This is a genomic window from Bacillus sp. FH (assembly GCF_052216825.1).
In the GTDB taxonomy this organism is placed as follows: Bacteria; Bacillota; Bacilli; order Bacillales; family Bacillaceae_G; genus Bacillus_A; species Bacillus_A paranthracis.
Genome location: NZ_JBQOUU010000001.1, coordinates 1,831,700 through 1,847,562, shown reverse-complemented (window position 1 = coordinate 1,847,562; position 15,863 = coordinate 1,831,700). Strand labels below are relative to the sequence as shown.

Here is a 15,863-nt window from a genome sequence, read left to right as displayed (position 1 = left end):
TAATAACGAAAGCGCGCATAAGTGTAAGGCCTCCTTTTGTACATAGTATATGAATCATTTACTTTATAATGTGTCATTTTTTTACAAGTTTTAACTATTATGAGAGTATATTAATATAGATAGATGAAGAGGAGAGTGAGAATATGCTAAAAGACATGTTTAAAAGAAAAGAGTTAATATGCGTTTCATGTCAGAAAAAGATTCAATATGAAGAAGAGCTTGTTGCTTTTGGAAAGTTGCCGAAAGAAAGAAGTATATTAGTTGGTCCATTTGATGTGTGTTTGGCAAAAACAGCACAAGAAATATATTGTAAATCGTGTTACGACAAAAAAGCATGACCCAAAGTAATTGAGGGGCATGCTTTTTTTATTGGTGTGCTTTCCCCTCAGATACATTTTGAGTGAGTCGATACCAAAGCCAAAGGTCATTAATGATGGAAGCGAGATCGGCAATTTCTGAATTCAGTTTGCAAGAAATTTCGAAGTCTTCTTCGTTATTTAAATGATGCTGTTTTGCATTAATATAATGTTCGAGTTCTTTTATACGATCAGGAATCTTTCCGCGAACTTGTTCCCATTTTAATAAAATCGCATGTTGCATTTTTTCGGGGATATCTTCCCAGTCTTCTTGTAAATGCGGAATTTCAATTCCGAGATGTTCATCGTATAAGAAATACTTTTCCATAAGTTCACCCCCGTTTTCCTGCTTATATTGTACAAAAAAACAGAAAGAAGTTCGACGAAATTGTTTGAAAAAATTTGAAAATGACTCTTGATACATTTTGTAAAAGGTGTTAAAGTGTGAATTATTATAAAAGAAAATGAATATTTATTCTTTAGGGGGATGCAAAATGGAGAAGAAAAAAGTTGTATTAGCATATTCTGGAGGCCTTGATACTTCCGTTGCAATTAAATGGTTACAAGAGAAGAATTATGATATTATCGCGCTTTGTTTAGACTTAGGGGAAGGTAAAGACTTAGCATTTGTAAAAGAAAAGGCACTTTCAGTAGGTGCAATTAAATCATATATGATTGATGTTCAAGAAGAATTTGCAAACGAATATGCATTGATGGCGATGCAAGCACACACGTTATATGAAGGGAAATATCCTCTCGTTTCGGCGTTATCTCGTCCACTTATCGCAAAGAAATTAGTAGAGATTGCAGAACAAGAAGGAGCGACTGCAGTGGCACACGGATGTACAGGGAAAGGGAATGATCAAGTTCGTTTTGAAGTTTCTATTCAAGCGTTAAATCCTTACTTAGAAGTGATTGCGCCTGTACGTGAATGGAAATGGTCACGTGAAGAAGAAATTGCCTATGCAAAAGAAAACGATGTACCAATTCCGATTAATTTAGACAGCCCATTTTCAATCGATCAAAACTTATGGGGACGCAGTAATGAATGTGGCGTTTTAGAAGATCCATGGGCAGCACCGCCAGAAGATGCATATGAGATGACATTAGCATTAGAAGATACACCGAATAAACCAGAGTTTGTAGAAATCGGCTTTGAAGCAGGCGTACCGACGACTTTAAATGGTACTGCATACCCACTTTCAGAACTTATTAAAACGTTAAATGCACTTGCTGGAAAACATGGCGTTGGACGTATCGATCACGTAGAAAATCGTCTTGTCGGTATTAAATCGCGTGAAGTATACGAATGCCCAGCAGCAATGACATTAATTACGGCGCATAAAGAACTTGAAGATTTAACACTCGTAAAAGAAGTAGCACATTTTAAACCGATGATTGAGCAAAAAATAACAGAGCTTATTTATAACGGTTTATGGTTCTCGCCTTTAAAACAAGCGCTTCATGCTTTCTTACAAGAAACGCAAAAGAATGTAACAGGCATGGTGCGTGTGAAATTATTTAAAGGTCATGCAATTGTAGAAGGACGTAAATCTGAGTACTCTTTATACGATGAAAAATTAGCAACGTATACTGCTCAGGATGAATTTAATCATGATGCAGCAGTTGGATTCATTTCATTATTCGGTTTACCGACGAAAGTATACAGCCAAGTGAATCAAAAGAAGGTGGAAGCGTGAGCAAACTTTGGGGCGGACGTTTTACAGAAGAAGCGGAAGCGTGGGTTGAAGAGTTCGGGGCATCCATCTCCTTCGATCAACAATTAGTAAATCAAGATATAAACGGGAGTATTGCGCACGTAACGATGCTAGCAAAGCAAGGCATCGTTACGAAAGAAGAAGCAGAGAAAATAAAGATAGGTCTTCAATATTTATTAGAAGAAGCGAAACAAAATAAATTGCATTTTTCCGTTGAAGCGGAAGACATTCATTTAAATATCGAAAAGATGTTAATTGAAAAAATCGGTGAAGTAGGCGGGAAACTTCATACTGGCCGAAGTCGTAACGATCAAGTAGCGACAGATATGCACTTATATTTAAATGAAAAAGTAGAGCATATTATAAAAGCTACAAAACAATTGCAGACGGTTCTTGTTCATCAAGCAGAAAATAATATTGAGACGATTATGCCTGGTTATACGCACTTGCAGCGTGCCCAGCCAATTTCATTTGCGCATCATATTCTCGCTTATTTTTGGATGTTAGAGCGTGATGTGAATCGTTATGAAGATTCATTAAAGCGTATTAACATTTCACCATTAGGAGCAGGAGCGTTAGCTGGGACAACATTCCCGATTGACCGAGAATATAGTGCGGGGCTTCTTGGATTTAATGGAATCTATGAAAATAGTTTAGATGCAGTAAGCGATCGCGATTTCATATTGGAGTTCCTCAGTAACTCATCTATGCTTATGATGCACTTATCACGCTTTTGCGAAGAACTTATTTTATGGAGTAGCCAAGAGTTTCAATTTATTGAAATGAGCGATCAATACGCAACGGGAAGCAGCATTATGCCGCAAAAGAAAAATCCAGATATGGCGGAACTTATTCGTGGTAAAACAGGCAGAGTGTACGGTAATTTATTTAGCTTACTTACAGTAATGAAAGGATTGCCGCTCGCTTACAATAAAGACTTGCAAGAAGATAAAGAAGGAATGTTTGATACAGTAAAAACAGTAGAAGGATGCCTTCATATTATGGCAGGCATGTTAGAGACAATGACTGTAAACAAAGAAAAAATGGGGCAAGCTGTAACGCAAGATTTCTCTAACGCAACAGAAATTGCTGACTACTTAGCAAACAAAGGACTACCATTCCGTCAAGCTCATGAAATTGTTGGAAAGCTAGTGCTGCACTGTACACAAAAAGGAATTTATTTAGTAGATGTACCACTTGAAACGTATAAAGAAATGAGCTCGTTATTTGAAGAAGATTTGTATGAAGTGCTGTCACCATATGCAGCTGTAAAGCGTCGAAACAGTGCTGGTGGAACAGGATTTGAACAGATTGAAAAGGCTTTGGAGAAGGCGAAGGGGTTAGTTGGAGAGTTTGTGGGAAGTTGATTGATAAGAAAGAAGGTACGCTAACCTTAGTAGAGGGAAGTGTACCTTTTTTATAATTTTTACAACCTAACATTAATCATACTTATGTCGATCTTCCGTAATTCGAATATACTCAATATCCATCAAATCTCTAAGCAATGCACCGTTACTTAGTTCAACTCCATGTTTCTCTTTAAAATGAGTACGAATCGTATCTAACATTTCGATTTCTTTCCCATTCACATCTAAAATAATACGTTCAGAATCATCCATGTAGCACCCTCCTTTTCTAAACATATATATTTTGTCCGTTTATTTCTAAAAAATGTATGTTAATGTAATGTTAGGAAATAAGAAAGGGATGGAAAATGAGACGTATTTATTTTATAGGGTTAATTTTGTATACGCTAATTGTATTGCACGTTGCATTCCCAAATATCTTTTCATTTGAGGATGTAGAAACAGTACATATCGGGATATTTATCTTTATTCTATTTGTAGTAGACTGCTGTATTTCGATATGGCTTTCGAAAAGAAAACATGTACAAGATAAAAAAGAAATGGAACGAAAAAGAGAAAACGTTCATTTTGGATAACGACGTATTGTTTTTCTTTAGTGATTGCCGCTGCTTGTTTTAGTGAACATATTCCATTAGAAAGAGTAAATATTGGATTTGGAGCGTTCGTATTTGCATACTATTTTTTCATGCATTTTCTTCCTTATATGAAAGAAAAGCGAGGAGAAGAGGAAGATCCGCTTGTAGAAGAAGCGAGAGAACAAGAGCATAAGAGAATAGAAGAAGATATACAGAAACTTGGGGAACAAAAATGGTATTTGAAATCTAAAATTATATATGTTCTTTGCTTTATTACGCCGCCAATCGGTTATTTGTATGTATTCTGCCTTCGTAAAAAAATGACAGAAGATGCAAGGCAATCTTATTTAACAGTAGCTACGATTATGATGGCATTATGGTCTTTAAAGTTTCTACCTCCTTATATATTGGCAATTACCGTTGTTGTTATAGCTTGTCTTGTATTTCTAGTAAAATATGTGAAATGAAAAACACCAAGCCCGTGTGGACTTGGTGTTTTATTTATAAATTAAAGCTCACCTTGCTCCTCATCACCACGAACAACAAGGACATCGCATTTCGCATAGCGAATAATATGTTCAGAGACGCTACCAATTAGGAAACGCTCAACAGCATTTAAACCAGTTGCACCACACATAATTAAATCTACTTTATGATTTGGAGCGATTTCTTTTGAAATTTTTGATTTAGGATTACCAAATTCTAATACAGTTTCAATTTTTTCAAGGCCAGCTTCAAGCGCAGTTTTTTTGTAGTCTTCTAATAAGTCTTCTGCAAATAGATTTGCACGTTCAGCAATTGCACGGCTATAAGCTTCTACTGCTGAGTATGCTTTTACATCAACGATATGAGCAATAGTTAATGTTGCATTGTTGCGTTTTGCGACTTGAATTGCTTTTTTAAAGGCTTTTTCTGCTTCTTTAGAACCATCCACCGCGATTAAAATATTTGTATATGTATTATTCATAGTAAATTCCTCCCAATCATTTTTATTACCGTTTACAACTTTATTATAAAACAAATTTTGGTAATGTGCTTGTCGGAAACGTTACAGAATTTCGAAAACTCTGTTTTGATTCATTTTAGTTGTAATTGGTGCGAGAACTTGTTACATATGAACTATAGCAATTTAAAAGGGGGCCGTTTTGTGAGACACGCGCTCATTACAGCCGGTACGAAAGGTTTAGGAAAGCAAGTAACAGAAAAATTATTGGCTAAAGGCTATTCAGTAACAGTAACATATCATAGCGATATCACGGCTATGGAAAAGATGAAAGAAACATATAAAAATATGGAAGAGCGTCTACAATTCGTGCAAGCGGATGTCACGAAAAAGGAAGATTTACATAAAATAGTAGAAGAAGCGATAAGCCGTTTTGGCAAAATCGATTTCTTAATTAATAATGCTGGTCCATATGTATTTGAACGAAAAAAGTTAGTCGATTATGAAGAAGATGAATGGAATGAAATGATTCAGGGTAATTTAACAGCGGTGTTTCATTTGTTGAAACTTGTCGTTCCGATTATGAGAAAACAGAACTTTGGCCGTATTATTAATTACGGATTTCAAGGGGCGGATAGCGCACCGGGATGGATTTATCGTTCAGCTTTTGCCGCAGCGAAAGTAGGACTTGTTTCATTAACGAAAACAGTGGCTTACGAAGAAGCTGAATATGGTATTACTGCAAACATGGTATGTCCTGGTGATATTATTGGTGAAATGAAAGAAGCGACGATTCAAGAAGCACGTCAGTTGAAAGAACGTAACACACCAGTTGGTAGATCTGGAACAGGTGAAGATATTGCAAGAACGATTTCGTTTTTATGTGAGGACGATTCCGATATGATTACCGGTACAATTATTGAAGTGACTGGTGCAGTTGATGTTATTCATAGACATCGATAGAGAAAAATAAAGAGAAGTTTCGAATAATTGGACAGTTTATCCTTTATGCAAAGAGGTGCGGATAATACTGTCCTTTAATATAAAATTAAATCTATCGGAAAACTTGTATTATTTTTTGTCAAATATTGAGATATTATGTTAAAATATAAGAGCGTAGAAAGCGCTTTAAAAAATGATTCAGGGGTCATTTCATAACTCAAGGGGGAACTAATAATGCGTATCGGTATTCCAACAGAAATTAAAAACAATGAAAACCGCGTGGCAATGACGCCAGCGGGAGCAGTACATTTAGTACAAAATGGTCATGAAGTTTTTGTTCAAAAAGGAGCAGGTTTAGGATCTGGCTTTACGGATGAAGAATACGTACAAGCTGGTGCGAAACTTGTTGAAACTGCTGAAGAAGCATGGAATCAAGATATGGTTATGAAGGTAAAAGAGCCAGTAGCAAGTGAATACGGTTATTTCCGTGAAGGTTTAATTTTATTCACATACTTACACTTAGCTCCAGAACCAGAATTAACGAAAGCATTAATTGATAACAAAGTTGTATCAATTGCATACGAAACAGTACAATTAGACAATCGTTCATTACCATTACTTGCACCTATGAGTGAAGTAGCAGGTCGTATGTCTGCACAAATCGGTGCACAATTCCTTGAGAAAAACAAGGGTGGTAAAGGTATTTTACTTGCAGGCGTTCCAGGGGTAAAACGCGGCAAAGTAACAATTATCGGCGGTGGTCAAGCTGGTACAAACGCAGCGAAGATTGCAGTAGGTTTAGGTGCAGATGTAACAATCATCGACTTAAGTGCAGAACGTCTTCGTCAACTAGATGACATTTTCGGTAACCAAGTAAAAACGTTAATGTCTAATCCATACAACATCGCAGAAGCTGTAAAAGAATCTGATCTTGTTATTGGTGCAGTATTAATTCCAGGTGCAAAAGCGCCAAAACTTGTAACAGAAGAAATGATTCAATCAATGGAACCAGGTTCTGTCGTTGTAGATATCGCGATTGACCAAGGTGGTATTTTCGAAACAACTGACCGTATTACAACTCATGACAACCCAACTTACGAAAAACATGGCGTTGTTCATTATGCAGTTGCTAATATGCCAGGTGCGGTTCCACGTACATCAACTCTTGCATTAACAAATGTAACAGTACCATATGCAGTACAAATTGCGAACAAAGGCTACAAAGATGCTTGCTTAGGCAACACTGCATTACTAAAAGGTATTAACACATTAGATGGATACGTAACATTCGAAGCAGTTGCAGAAGCTCACGGTTTACAATACGCTGATGCGAAAGAGCTTCTTGAAAAAGCTCCTGCTTTATCATAATTAAAATATATGTAGCCTTCCTTTTTTTAGGAGGGCTTTTATTTAAAATGAAAACATCTTATAATATATATAATAAGAAATTAGGATGAGAATGGGAGGCACAACATAGGGTATATTTATGATATTTTGTCATTTGTTTTGCTTATAGCAGGAATTATTACAATGATTTTAGGTAAAAAGAAGAATAATCCGAAACTAAGAGGTATTGGTATTGGAATTGTAACCGCAGTACTTATTATTGGATTGCCTGATTTTGCAAAAGGTTATATGAAAGGTGTACTTTCTGCTGGAGATAGTACATTTCCGATAAAATAAAAAAAGATCTTTAATTTTTCTTATAGTTAGGAAAGATTAGGGATCTTTTTTGATTTCAGAATATGGGATTTTTTTCTTGTTAGTAAAATACCTCTTATGTTAATTTTAAGATAAGTATATAAAGGGGTGTAAAGGGGAGAGATTCTATGGGAAAAATAAATTTAATAGAGATAACAAAAGACATTCAAGAGCAACATAAAAACTTCGTCGTTTCAAATGTAAATAGTCATTGCTTACGAATCGCTGTGTTTACTGGTGAATATGATTGGCACTATCATTCTAATTCAGATGAATTATTTATTGTGTTAGAGGGAGAATTACTTATTGATTTTGAAGATGGAGAAACAGCGGTATTAAAGCCGAATGATTCTATTTTAATTCCAGCATGTACGATTCATAGAACGAGAGCATTAAAGAGAACGGTAAATCTTTGTTTTGAACATATAGAGGCGGATACGATTAAAGTGGAGCAATTATGAAAAAATTATCTGTAGCTGAGTATAGAAAAATCCTTCCGATTTTAGAAAGCCATACAAAAACGACGACGTTTGCTTATGCGGTATGTGATCAAGTGATAGATGGTGATGTTTTTGTAAACGAGAAGTTAACAGCAGGACTAATTCGTACAGCGAATGGCATTTATTATTTATTTGGTCATACTGATGATCAAAATTACAACGAAGATTTATTTTCTTTTATAAAAAAGGCTATTGAAAAAACAGAGAAGAGATTTACATTGTTCTCTTCGAGTGACGAGTGGGAAATGATGATAGAAGAACGTTTTAGTCATGTACTTCGAAACATCCCGCGAATGAAGTTTCAAAGCGTAATCTTTGAAGAGAGAAAACGAAATTGTAACAAAAATACATATGAAGTGAAGCGTATTGATAGAAGATATATAGAACGAAGCAGTGAATTTACAGAAGAGTACTACAAAGAATATTGGGGATCAAAAGAAACATTTTTAAACGATGGTTTTGGATTTTGTATAGAACTAGAGGGAACGATTGTAGCGGAATGTGTTTCAATATTTAGTGGAAACGGATTTGCTGAAATTGATATTGTGACGCATAAAGCATATCAAGGGAAAGGGTTAGCTCAAGCTGTTGCGACGCGGTTCATTGAGCATTGCATGCAAAATGATATTACACCGTGCTGGGATTGTTATGTAGACAATACTTCTTCGCGAAAATTAGCTAGCAAATTAAGTTTTCATAATCCAATAGAATATAGATTATTTGTACGGAAGAAAACGGGGGAATAAAAATGAATGTGGAATTAACGAGATTTAAAGTGAAGCCTGGTAAAAGTCATCGTGTAGATGAATGGATGCAGCTTCTGAATGACAATATGAAAGAAGTGCTTTTGACATTAAACGACGAAAAGATGTACGTTGAGACAATTTTCCGGGAAATAAGAGATGGAGAAGAGTACTTATATTGGTATTCTGTGCAAGGAGAAGGCGGGGCTCTTGTCGAAAATTCTCATCATGAAATTGATAAAAAGCATTTGGAATTTTGGTATGAATGTATTGATGAGGAAGTCTCCTCTGTTGATATGAAAACAGAAGTCGTTATGATTCAAGATGGTGTGAAGGATGCGATGAAATAATAGATTGGTATTTTATAACCGTAAAATGGTCATCTGAGTGAGAGTTTTTGTTTCAAAAAATGATTTATATGTTACTAAAGTATATGTGAAGGGCGCATCAAAATAGATGTGCTTTTTATTATGATAAAAATGTAGAAAAGCTGTATTTGGATATCTTTAAGTGAAAATAAAAGTGGGATATTAAGAATCTTTTAGGATAAACTATAAAGAAATAAAAAACACAAAACCAAAAGACCTACCAATATACGGTGTAGTCGTAACAGGAAAAACAGAGGATTTACAAAGTTTACAAGGAGCACCATATATTAAGGCTGCTGTTAGAGGTGTAACAGTTGAGAAATATTAATTACAGTCTATTAATGTGAATAATCAGAAAATTTATGTTATAATATGGGGAAAGGAGGTTTTATATGAGGCAAATACATGGAGCGATTTATATTTACATAACAATGTTTTTCGTGGCAATATCTTATGGATTAGGGCACGTGTATTCGCATCCTATACTAACTTTTTTAAGCGGAGCATGTATGGCGTTTGCGCTTCTTGTCCACCTTTTCTCAGTTTGGATCGTGAAATTTCAATTAAATATTAGTGAAATAGAAGAAGGTACTTTTTAAGTGGCCTTCTTTTTTTAATAATATTTTGGAAGTTCTTGTAGCAATTTTTCAATTTTGCATTCGGTTTCTTCACATATAGACAGTGTGCGTAGTCGGAAAAACAAACTACGTAAGAAAGATTTTACATTTCCGTATAAGTACTCGTACGATTCAATATGTAATGTTTGTTTTTTGACGGGTAATTGAGCTACTAAGTCATGAAGGGCTAATAGGAGTACTTCTTCCTTTAGACCATTTTGTAGCATTGCCACAATCGGATAAACGAGACGCTCGTCTTCTTCATATTTGTAGTAAATAGAATGGACACAGACTTTGTTTAATAAAGTTTGTAATATTTCTTCGTAATATAAAGTTTCCAGTTTAGGACTACGAACAAGCGCTTCAAATGTATCGGAAGCATGAGCGATACTATGTGCCCAGCCGTGGTCTTGCACATATCCCCGGAAATCATGTTCGTTGTTCATATATAGAATTAGTTGATCTTTTACATTTGAAATATCAGTCCGTGATAAGAAATTATGATTTGTATCAGCATCAATAATGAGGGCAATTAATAATGTTGTAAATGCTCGCGTAAATACCGCATCTTCATCAGCCGAATGAATCTTATACAATAAATATTTTTCACTGATGCTTTCTAATAGTAGTTTCTGTAATTGCGTGTGTGAAAGGTATTCCTTTTTGATGAGATGATAAAAAGTAGAGTAAATAAGTTTGTCTCTTAAATAGCTATCAGTAACACCGATATGTTCAAGCATATTGGAACTTAAAGAATCAATGTTAACTTTGTTATCCAGCATGTAATTATTATTACGAATTTCTTCTAACTGTTGTTGTAACATATAAACCTCCTATTTTAGAAAATTCTGTATTTTAATAGTATAATAGAAGGAAGAAATAGACAATAAATAAGTGCATTTGAATGGAGGGGCATGATGAAGAGAGCATTATTCTTTTTCATTAGTATTTTCTTTTTAGGAAGCTGCTCGATTTGGTATGTTACTTTTTCTAGCGAGAGCAAAAGTTGGACGGGACAATATAAAGGCCATATTAAGGATGACAGTGAAGATGGAATGTTTACATTTCGGTATAAGGGCGGAGATGGAAATACAGAATTTAAAAATTTAGAGATTGCTATTAATGGAGCCTTTAGCACAATGACACAAACGTCAGAAAATCATAAAGGAGCAAAGATTGAAATGAAGTCTTCTTGTGTAAGTTGTGTGCCTCTATCTAAAGATGAACCGATAGAGATTGTGATTAAATGGGATGATAAGTATGAAGAGAAGATGGTGTTAAAGCAGAAATAGTGTAGGATAAGGGGTTAGGAATGAATAGGCATATGAAAATTTCTATGTATATATTTTTAAGTGCATTTCTACTCGTAATATCAGCGTGTACTACAAAACAAGTAGCGGTAAAAGCAATAACTAAAGAAGGATATATTATATTAAGAAATGACACGGTGTTTTTTGTCGGTGATAAAACGTTTAAGACAAAAATAGAGTTGCAAAATTATATAGAACAAAAAATGAATCAAGATTATCCATCAGATATAGTCCTAATTTTTAAGGATAAAGATGCATATGATCAATTAAAAACAGGGGATAAAATAAAAGTATGGTCTTCTCAAATGCTTGAAAGCTATCCCGCAAAAATGATTGTAGAGAAGTTTGAAATAGTAGAGAAATAAAAAAGGCAGCACTCACGCTGCCTTTTTTATTATTTTACAAATTGTAATTCTTTCGGGAATTTCGTTAAAATTTCTGATCCGTCTTTTGTGATATAAATATCATCTTCAATACGAACGCCACCTACGTTTGGTATGTAAATACCTGGCTCGATTGTGAAGACCATACCTTCTTTTAATGGAGATTCGTTACCAGCTTTTACATCTGGATATTCGTGTACGCTAATTCCTAGTCCGTGACCAAGGCGGTGCGGGAAGAAGTCGCCGTAACCTGCATCTGCGATAACAGAACGAGCAGCGTTGTCGATTGCACCAAGTGTAACACCTGGTTTACATGCTTCAACTGCTTGTAGTTGTCCAGCAAGTACAGTGTTGTAAATACGAGTTTGTTCTTCAGAAATGTCGCCAAATGCCACTGTACGTGTAATGTCAGAGCAATAGCCGTCAATGATTACGCCTAAATCAAATAGTACGAAATCGCCGCGTTTCATTTTGTTTGCACCTGGAATACCGTGTGGAAGAGCAGAGTTTGCACCTGCTAATACCATCGTATCAAATGACATTTTATGTATGCCTTTTGTTTTTAATTCGTGTTCAATAATTGCTAATACTTCTAGTTCGCTACGATCTTCTTTAATTGCATTTACACCAACCTCAACAGCATAGTCTGCCATTTTAGCTGCTTCGCGTAAAATAGAAAGTTCTTTTTCGTCTTTAATTAAACGAAGTTCACGAACTTTTTCCTCAGCTGACGTGAAAGCTGCATTTGGGAATAATTTTGTTAATTCTTCGTAACGCTCTACGTTTAAATGTTCTTTTTCAATTGCAACTGCATTTGCATTGATACCGCGGTCTTTAATTGCTTTTGCAATCATATCCCATGGTCTGTCAGTATCAGTAAATCCGATAATTTCATGTGCCCAGCCAGCGTTACGTGCTTGGCCTTCTTCCATTTTAGGGCAAATTAAAATAGGTTCTTTTTCTTGGAATACAAACATACCAAGAAGTCTTTCGTGTGGTTCACAGTGGAAGTTTGTCATGTAGAAGACGTTCGGTGTAGAAGTTAAGAACGCAGCTTCAACGTTTTTTTCTTTTAGCCATTGCATTAAATTTTCTAATCTAGCATTCATCGATTGGCACCCCCGAGATATTTAATTACAAATATAACTTTAACTCGGAAGAAAGCGTTATGACAAGTAAATCGATGTTAGAAAAGACAGGGAATTGAAAAATCATGTAGAATAAAAAGTGAGAATGTAATAAGGGGAGGAATGTAATAATGAAAGTATCTTATCACGGGCATTCAGTTATAAAGATTGAAACGAATGGAAAAGTAATTTTAATTGATCCGTTTTTAACAGGAAATCCAAAAACAGATTTAAAGGCTGAAGATGTAAAAGTAGATGCGATTCTTTTATCACACGGTCATGGTGATCATGTTGGAGATACAGTAGAACTTGCGAAGAAAAATAATGCAGTTGTAGTGGCACCGTTTGAACTAGCGACATTCTTAAGTTGGCAAGGTGTAAAAACACATCCGATGCATATTGGTGGTTCACATGAATTTGACTTCGGAAAAGTGAAGTTTACACAAGCATTCCACGGTTCTAGTTATATTGATGAAGAAAATAAGACGATTACATATACAGGTATGCCAGCGGGTATTTTATTTACAGCAGAAGAGAAGACTTTGTACCATGCAGGGGATACTGCTCTATTCTCTGATATGAAATTAATTGGGGAATTAAATAACATTGATGTAGCATTTTTACCAATTGGTGATAATTTCACAATGGGACCAGAAGATGCTGTTTTAGCAGCAAAATGGGTTCAGGCGAAAACTGTTGTACCGATGCATTACAATACGTTCCCGGTTATTGAACAAGATCCATATCAATTTGTAGAAAAGCTACAAAATTGTACAGGGAAAGTATTAGAAGCTGGAGAAAGTATTACACTATAGAAAAGAAACCCTTCATTTGAAAAGACAAGTGAAGGGTTTTTTACGTGTGTAGGACAGCTTGTAAAGGTTGTACTTGTTTTGATGATTCTTTTCTTTTTGGAAGTGGCTGTTCAGGTGTTTCATTCAATTCCATTGCAACTTTTTTTCCGTCTACGAAAGCTAACAATACAGCACCTACAACTTCTAATAATTTTTTCATCATATATCCGCTCCTTTGTTTCATTTCTTGTCTTCATTGTATATGGAAGTGGCTGGACAAACTATCGAACGAGATGACAATACCATTACATTGTTGTAATAGAAGAAGTGGTGTAATGTAAGGTGTATTTTGTTATAAAAAAAATAGTACAGATATACAAAGAGAGAGTGTAACAGTTTTGAAAATATAGTATACTGAAAATACAACACATGAAGAATTTAGGGAAAAGAAAGTATGGTGAAACCATTTGGCTACCAAGCATAACCAAATTTTAGAACATATTAATAGCCTGCCAGTAGGGCATAAAATTTCTGTAAGGCAAATTGCAAAAGATTTGAGTGTAAGTGAAGGTACAGCTTATCGTGCAATTAAAGATGCAGAAAATAAAGGGTATGTTAGTACGATTGAACGTGTCGGAACAATTCGAATTGAACAAAAGAAGAAAGAAAATATTGAAAAGCTGACATATGCAGAAGTCGTTAACATTGTCGATGGTCAAGTACTTGGAGGCAGAGAAGGACTACATAAAACGTTAAATAAATTCGTAATCGGAGCAATGAAATTAGAAGCGATGATGCGCTATACAGAAGCTGGAAACTTACTTATTGTCGGTAATCGTACGAACGCACATCAATTAGCGTTAGAAACCGGAGCTGCGGTGTTAATTACGGGCGGATTTGATACGGAAGATCATGTGAAGAAATTAGCAGATGAATTAAAACTGCCGATTATTTCAAGTAGTTACGATACATTTACAGTTGCAACGTTAATTAACCGTGCGATTTACGATCAGCTTATTAAGAAAGAAATTGTACTCGTTGAAGATATTTTAACGCCAATTGAAGAAACGTTATATTTAAAGCCAGATGATACAGTGCAGCAATGGCATGCGTATAACGAAGAGACGATGCACGGAAGATATCCGATTGTTGATGAAAATAAAAAGGTGTTAGGTATTGTAACTTCAAAAGATATGATCGGTGTAGCGAAAGAAACACCAATTGATAAAGTGATGACAAAGCATCCGATTACGGTAAATGGAAAAATGTCTGTCGCAGCTGCGGCGCGTATGATGGTGTGGGAAGGTATTGAGTTACTTCCAGTTGTTGATGAAGGAAATAAGTTGCAAGGTATTATTAGCCGTCAAGATGTACTTCAGGCGTTGCAAATGATTCAGCGTCAACCGCAAGTCGGTGAAACAATCGATGATATTGTAACGAATCAATTTATGACGCCGAAAGAAGCGAAAAATGAGCATCTATATCAATTTTCAGTGACACCGCAAATGACGAATTCAATCGGAACGCTATCTTACGGTGTATTCGCAACGATTGTGACAGAAGCAACGAATCGCGTTATTCGTGCGCAAAAGAAGAGCGATTTAATTGTTGAGAACTTAACAATTTATTTCGTAAAACCAGTTCAAATTGACAATGTTGTATCGGTTCATCCGAAAGTATTAGAAATAGGACGTAAATTTGGTAAGGTTGATGTAGAAGTACATCATGAAGGTAATGTTGTTGGGAAAGCATTACTTATGGTGCAATTGATCGATAAATAAAAAGATGGAGCAAGCCGCTTTGGTTTGTTCCATTTTTTTTAAGAAGGTATAGTAGAGCTTTTTAAAATTTAGTTATCAACTGAATCTATTATGTTTTGAATTGCAAAAGAAAAAGGTAAATTACGTTCTGTTTCATATTTATAAATAGAAGCGTGCAATCATTTGAAGATGCTTGAACAATAATTGTGGAGGTGTCGAATGGGAGTAATAATTCTCTTTTTAGGGGTAGTATTTGCAATAACTTTTCATGTGTTAACACATCGAAGAATGGATATAAAGAAAAAGAAATTGTATGTAGTAAGTTTGATTTTCGCTATTGTTTGTTCCTTTATCTCTACAGCTGGAGAAAATAAGGGCGATTTTCTATACTTTGGTGTACCAGCTGAAACATTTGTTTATTATGGTGGATGGGAAATATCTTTTAATCCATTAGGCTTTTTCTTTAACTTTATTTTGTTTTATTGGATTTTGAAGCTGTTATTTAAGCTGCGTAAGAGTTTGGGTAGTGAAGTGCAAAAATAGCAGTATATGTTGGAGACTTTAGCTAATCTATATCAGGTTAGAGAATTGGTTGTTAGTCGATAGAAAAGCTTACACTACTAATTATTAAAGGGAAACTATGCTGCACTATATGTACT

At 35.2% G+C, this 15,863-nt stretch carries 21 protein-coding genes and 2 pseudogenes; 17 read left to right on the top strand and 6 right to left on the bottom strand.

The genetic code is table 11. From position 1 onward, the window contains the following. Positions 1–143 precede the first annotated feature (143 nt). Positions 144–338 carry a hypothetical protein gene (locus tag ACTT1L_RS09795; protein WP_442821890.1) on the top strand — a complete coding sequence of 65 codons (195 nt, stop codon included), beginning with the start codon at positions 144–146 and terminating at the stop codon, positions 336–338. 28 nt (positions 339–366) lie between these two features. On the opposite strand, the gene ACTT1L_RS09790 is transcribed toward ACTT1L_RS09795, so the two are convergent. Further along, complete coding sequence (locus ACTT1L_RS09790) at positions 367–684, bottom strand: hypothetical protein (RefSeq protein ID WP_000417212.1); 318 nt, start codon at positions 682–684, stop codon at positions 367–369. 166 nt (positions 685–850) lie between these two features. Here ACTT1L_RS09790 and ACTT1L_RS09785 point away from each other — a divergent pair, with 166 nt between their 5' ends. Then, positions 851–2,056, top strand: a complete 1,206-nt coding sequence (locus ACTT1L_RS09785; protein WP_061132055.1) for an argininosuccinate synthase — start codon at positions 851–853, stop codon at positions 2,054–2,056. Continuing rightward, entirely contained in the window at positions 2,053–3,441 is a 1,389-nt protein-coding gene (argH, locus tag ACTT1L_RS09780; protein WP_000041273.1) for an argininosuccinate lyase, read from the top strand. Before ACTT1L_RS09785 ends, argH begins: the two co-directional genes overlap by 4 nt. 72 nt (positions 3,442–3,513) lie before the next feature. Here argH and ACTT1L_RS09775 read toward each other — a convergent pair whose 3' ends face one another. After that, positions 3,514–3,693: a hypothetical protein gene (locus ACTT1L_RS09775; RefSeq protein WP_000342760.1), complete on the bottom strand. Its 180-nt coding sequence runs from the start codon at positions 3,691–3,693 to the stop codon at positions 3,514–3,516. Between the two features lie 95 nt (positions 3,694–3,788). On the opposite strand from ACTT1L_RS09775, the pseudogene ACTT1L_RS09770 reads away from it, so the two are divergent. After that, positions 3,789–4,483: pseudogene (locus tag ACTT1L_RS09770) on the top strand (hypothetical protein). A gap of 41 nt (positions 4,484–4,524) precedes the next feature. On the opposite strand, the gene ACTT1L_RS09765 reads toward ACTT1L_RS09770, so the two are convergent. Then, complete coding sequence (locus ACTT1L_RS09765; protein ID WP_001066673.1) at positions 4,525–4,983, bottom strand: universal stress protein; 459 nt, start codon at positions 4,981–4,983, stop codon at positions 4,525–4,527. 147 nt (positions 4,984–5,130) lie between these two features. Here ACTT1L_RS09765 and ACTT1L_RS09760 point away from each other — a divergent pair, with 147 nt between their 5' ends. The 8 genes and pseudogenes from ACTT1L_RS09760 to ACTT1L_RS09725 all read left to right on the top strand — a co-directional run bounded on the left by ACTT1L_RS09760 (position 5,131) and on the right by ACTT1L_RS09725 (position 9,812). Continuing rightward, positions 5,131–5,922: an SDR family oxidoreductase gene (locus ACTT1L_RS09760; protein ID WP_025991611.1), complete on the top strand. Its 792-nt coding sequence runs from the start codon at positions 5,131–5,133 to the stop codon at positions 5,920–5,922. Positions 5,923–6,135: 213 nt separating this feature from the next. Beyond that, positions 6,136–7,269 (top strand): alanine dehydrogenase, encoded by a 1,134-nt coding sequence (gene ald, locus ACTT1L_RS09755; protein ID WP_001219405.1) that lies wholly within the window; start codon positions 6,136–6,138, stop codon positions 7,267–7,269. Positions 7,270–7,374: 105 nt separating this feature from the next. Next, positions 7,375–7,584 carry a hypothetical protein gene (locus ACTT1L_RS09750; RefSeq protein WP_000540687.1) on the top strand — a complete coding sequence of 70 codons (210 nt, stop codon included), beginning with the start codon at positions 7,375–7,377 and terminating at the stop codon, positions 7,582–7,584. 146 nt (positions 7,585–7,730) lie between these two features. After that, on the top strand, positions 7,731–8,063 hold the full coding sequence (locus ACTT1L_RS09745; protein WP_061535705.1) for a cupin domain-containing protein: 333 nt from the start codon (positions 7,731–7,733) through the stop codon (positions 8,061–8,063). Next, positions 8,060–8,848 carry a GNAT family N-acetyltransferase gene (locus tag ACTT1L_RS09740; protein WP_442821889.1) on the top strand — a complete coding sequence of 263 codons (789 nt, stop codon included), beginning with the start codon at positions 8,060–8,062 and terminating at the stop codon, positions 8,846–8,848. Before ACTT1L_RS09745 ends, ACTT1L_RS09740 begins: the two co-directional genes overlap by 4 nt. 2 nt (positions 8,849–8,850) lie before the next feature. Beyond that, entirely contained in the window at positions 8,851–9,195 is a 345-nt protein-coding gene (locus ACTT1L_RS09735; protein WP_071742017.1) for a DUF6176 family protein, read from the top strand. Positions 9,196–9,348: 153 nt separating this feature from the next. Then, positions 9,349–9,541: pseudogene (locus ACTT1L_RS09730) on the top strand (anti sigma factor C-terminal domain-containing protein); the annotation flags it as partial. Positions 9,542–9,605: 64 nt separating this feature from the next. Continuing rightward, positions 9,606–9,812 (top strand): hypothetical protein, encoded by a 207-nt coding sequence (locus ACTT1L_RS09725; RefSeq protein ID WP_001248905.1) that lies wholly within the window; start codon positions 9,606–9,608, stop codon positions 9,810–9,812. 14 nt (positions 9,813–9,826) lie between these two features. Here the strand turns inward: ACTT1L_RS09725 and ACTT1L_RS09720 are convergent, their stop codons facing one another. Further along, positions 9,827–10,654 (bottom strand): DUF2785 domain-containing protein, encoded by an 828-nt coding sequence (locus ACTT1L_RS09720; protein ID WP_000941484.1) that lies wholly within the window; start codon positions 10,652–10,654, stop codon positions 9,827–9,829. 90 nt (positions 10,655–10,744) lie between these two features. Between ACTT1L_RS09720 and ACTT1L_RS09715 the strand changes: the two genes are divergently transcribed. Next, the gene (locus ACTT1L_RS09715; protein WP_076856081.1) at positions 10,745–11,122 is read left to right on the top strand and encodes a hypothetical protein; all 378 of its coding nucleotides are present in this window, start codon (positions 10,745–10,747) and stop codon (positions 11,120–11,122) included. A 20-nt stretch (positions 11,123–11,142) separates the two neighbouring features. Further along, positions 11,143–11,505 (top strand): DUF3221 domain-containing protein, encoded by a 363-nt coding sequence (locus ACTT1L_RS09710; RefSeq protein WP_001079371.1) that lies wholly within the window; start codon positions 11,143–11,145, stop codon positions 11,503–11,505. A gap of 29 nt (positions 11,506–11,534) precedes the next feature. On the opposite strand, the gene pepQ is transcribed toward ACTT1L_RS09710, so the two are convergent. Next, positions 11,535–12,632, bottom strand: coding sequence for a Xaa-Pro dipeptidase (gene pepQ, locus ACTT1L_RS09705; protein ID WP_442821888.1), 1,098 nt, complete (start codon positions 12,630–12,632; stop codon positions 11,535–11,537). A gap of 149 nt (positions 12,633–12,781) precedes the next feature. Between pepQ and ACTT1L_RS09700 the strand changes: the two genes are divergently transcribed. Continuing rightward, the gene (locus ACTT1L_RS09700) at positions 12,782–13,465 is read left to right on the top strand and encodes a metal-dependent hydrolase (RefSeq protein WP_442821887.1); all 684 of its coding nucleotides are present in this window, start codon (positions 12,782–12,784) and stop codon (positions 13,463–13,465) included. A gap of 40 nt (positions 13,466–13,505) precedes the next feature. Here ACTT1L_RS09700 and ACTT1L_RS09695 read toward each other — a convergent pair whose 3' ends face one another. Further along, on the bottom strand, positions 13,506–13,667 hold the full coding sequence (locus ACTT1L_RS09695; RefSeq protein WP_000976310.1) for a hypothetical protein: 162 nt from the start codon (positions 13,665–13,667) through the stop codon (positions 13,506–13,508). Between the two features lie 244 nt (positions 13,668–13,911). Between ACTT1L_RS09695 and ACTT1L_RS09690 the strand changes: the two genes are divergently transcribed. Together ACTT1L_RS09690 and ACTT1L_RS09685 are read left to right on the top strand one after the other, a co-directional pair. Next, a complete protein-coding gene (locus tag ACTT1L_RS09690) occupies positions 13,912–15,225 on the top strand; it encodes a CBS domain-containing protein (protein WP_000201583.1) in 1,314 nt (437 codons plus the stop codon). A 198-nt stretch (positions 15,226–15,423) separates the two neighbouring features. After that, entirely contained in the window at positions 15,424–15,747 is a 324-nt protein-coding gene (locus ACTT1L_RS09685) for a hypothetical protein (protein ID WP_000538208.1), read from the top strand. Positions 15,748–15,863 lie beyond the last annotated feature (116 nt).

Coding starts and splice junctions, on each gene's coding strand:
- ACTT1L_RS09710 (WP_001079371.1), top strand. CDS start 11,143: ATGAATAGGCATATGAAAATTTCTATGTATATATTTTTAAGTGCATTT.
- ACTT1L_RS09695 (WP_000976310.1), bottom strand. CDS start 13,667: ATGATGAAAAAATTATTAGAAGTTGTAGGTGCTGTATTGTTAGCTTTC.
- ald (WP_001219405.1), top strand. CDS start 6,136: ATGCGTATCGGTATTCCAACAGAAATTAAAAACAATGAAAACCGCGTG.
- ACTT1L_RS09715 (WP_076856081.1), top strand. CDS start 10,745: ATGATGAAGAGAGCATTATTCTTTTTCATTAGTATTTTCTTTTTAGGA.
- ACTT1L_RS09745 (WP_061535705.1), top strand. CDS start 7,731: ATGGGAAAAATAAATTTAATAGAGATAACAAAAGACATTCAAGAGCAA.
- ACTT1L_RS09725 (WP_001248905.1), top strand. CDS start 9,606: ATGAGGCAAATACATGGAGCGATTTATATTTACATAACAATGTTTTTC.
- ACTT1L_RS09785 (WP_061132055.1), top strand. CDS start 851: ATGGAGAAGAAAAAAGTTGTATTAGCATATTCTGGAGGCCTTGATACT.
- ACTT1L_RS09685 (WP_000538208.1), top strand. CDS start 15,424: ATGGGAGTAATAATTCTCTTTTTAGGGGTAGTATTTGCAATAACTTTT.
- ACTT1L_RS09720 (WP_000941484.1), bottom strand. CDS start 10,654: ATGTTACAACAACAGTTAGAAGAAATTCGTAATAATAATTACATGCTG.
- ACTT1L_RS09740 (WP_442821889.1), top strand. CDS start 8,060: ATGAAAAAATTATCTGTAGCTGAGTATAGAAAAATCCTTCCGATTTTA.
- ACTT1L_RS09760 (WP_025991611.1), top strand. CDS start 5,131: ATGAACTATAGCAATTTAAAAGGGGGCCGTTTTGTGAGACACGCGCTC.
- ACTT1L_RS09700 (WP_442821887.1), top strand. CDS start 12,782: ATGAAAGTATCTTATCACGGGCATTCAGTTATAAAGATTGAAACGAAT.
- ACTT1L_RS09795 (WP_442821890.1), top strand. CDS start 144: ATGCTAAAAGACATGTTTAAAAGAAAAGAGTTAATATGCGTTTCATGT.
- ACTT1L_RS09790 (WP_000417212.1), bottom strand. CDS start 684: ATGGAAAAGTATTTCTTATACGATGAACATCTCGGAATTGAAATTCCG.
- ACTT1L_RS09775 (WP_000342760.1), bottom strand. CDS start 3,693: ATGGATGATTCTGAACGTATTATTTTAGATGTGAATGGGAAAGAAATC.
- ACTT1L_RS09765 (WP_001066673.1), bottom strand. CDS start 4,983: ATGAATAATACATATACAAATATTTTAATCGCGGTGGATGGTTCTAAA.
- pepQ (WP_442821888.1), bottom strand. CDS start 12,632: ATGAATGCTAGATTAGAAAATTTAATGCAATGGCTAAAAGAAAAAAAC.
- ACTT1L_RS09735 (WP_071742017.1), top strand. CDS start 8,851: ATGAATGTGGAATTAACGAGATTTAAAGTGAAGCCTGGTAAAAGTCAT.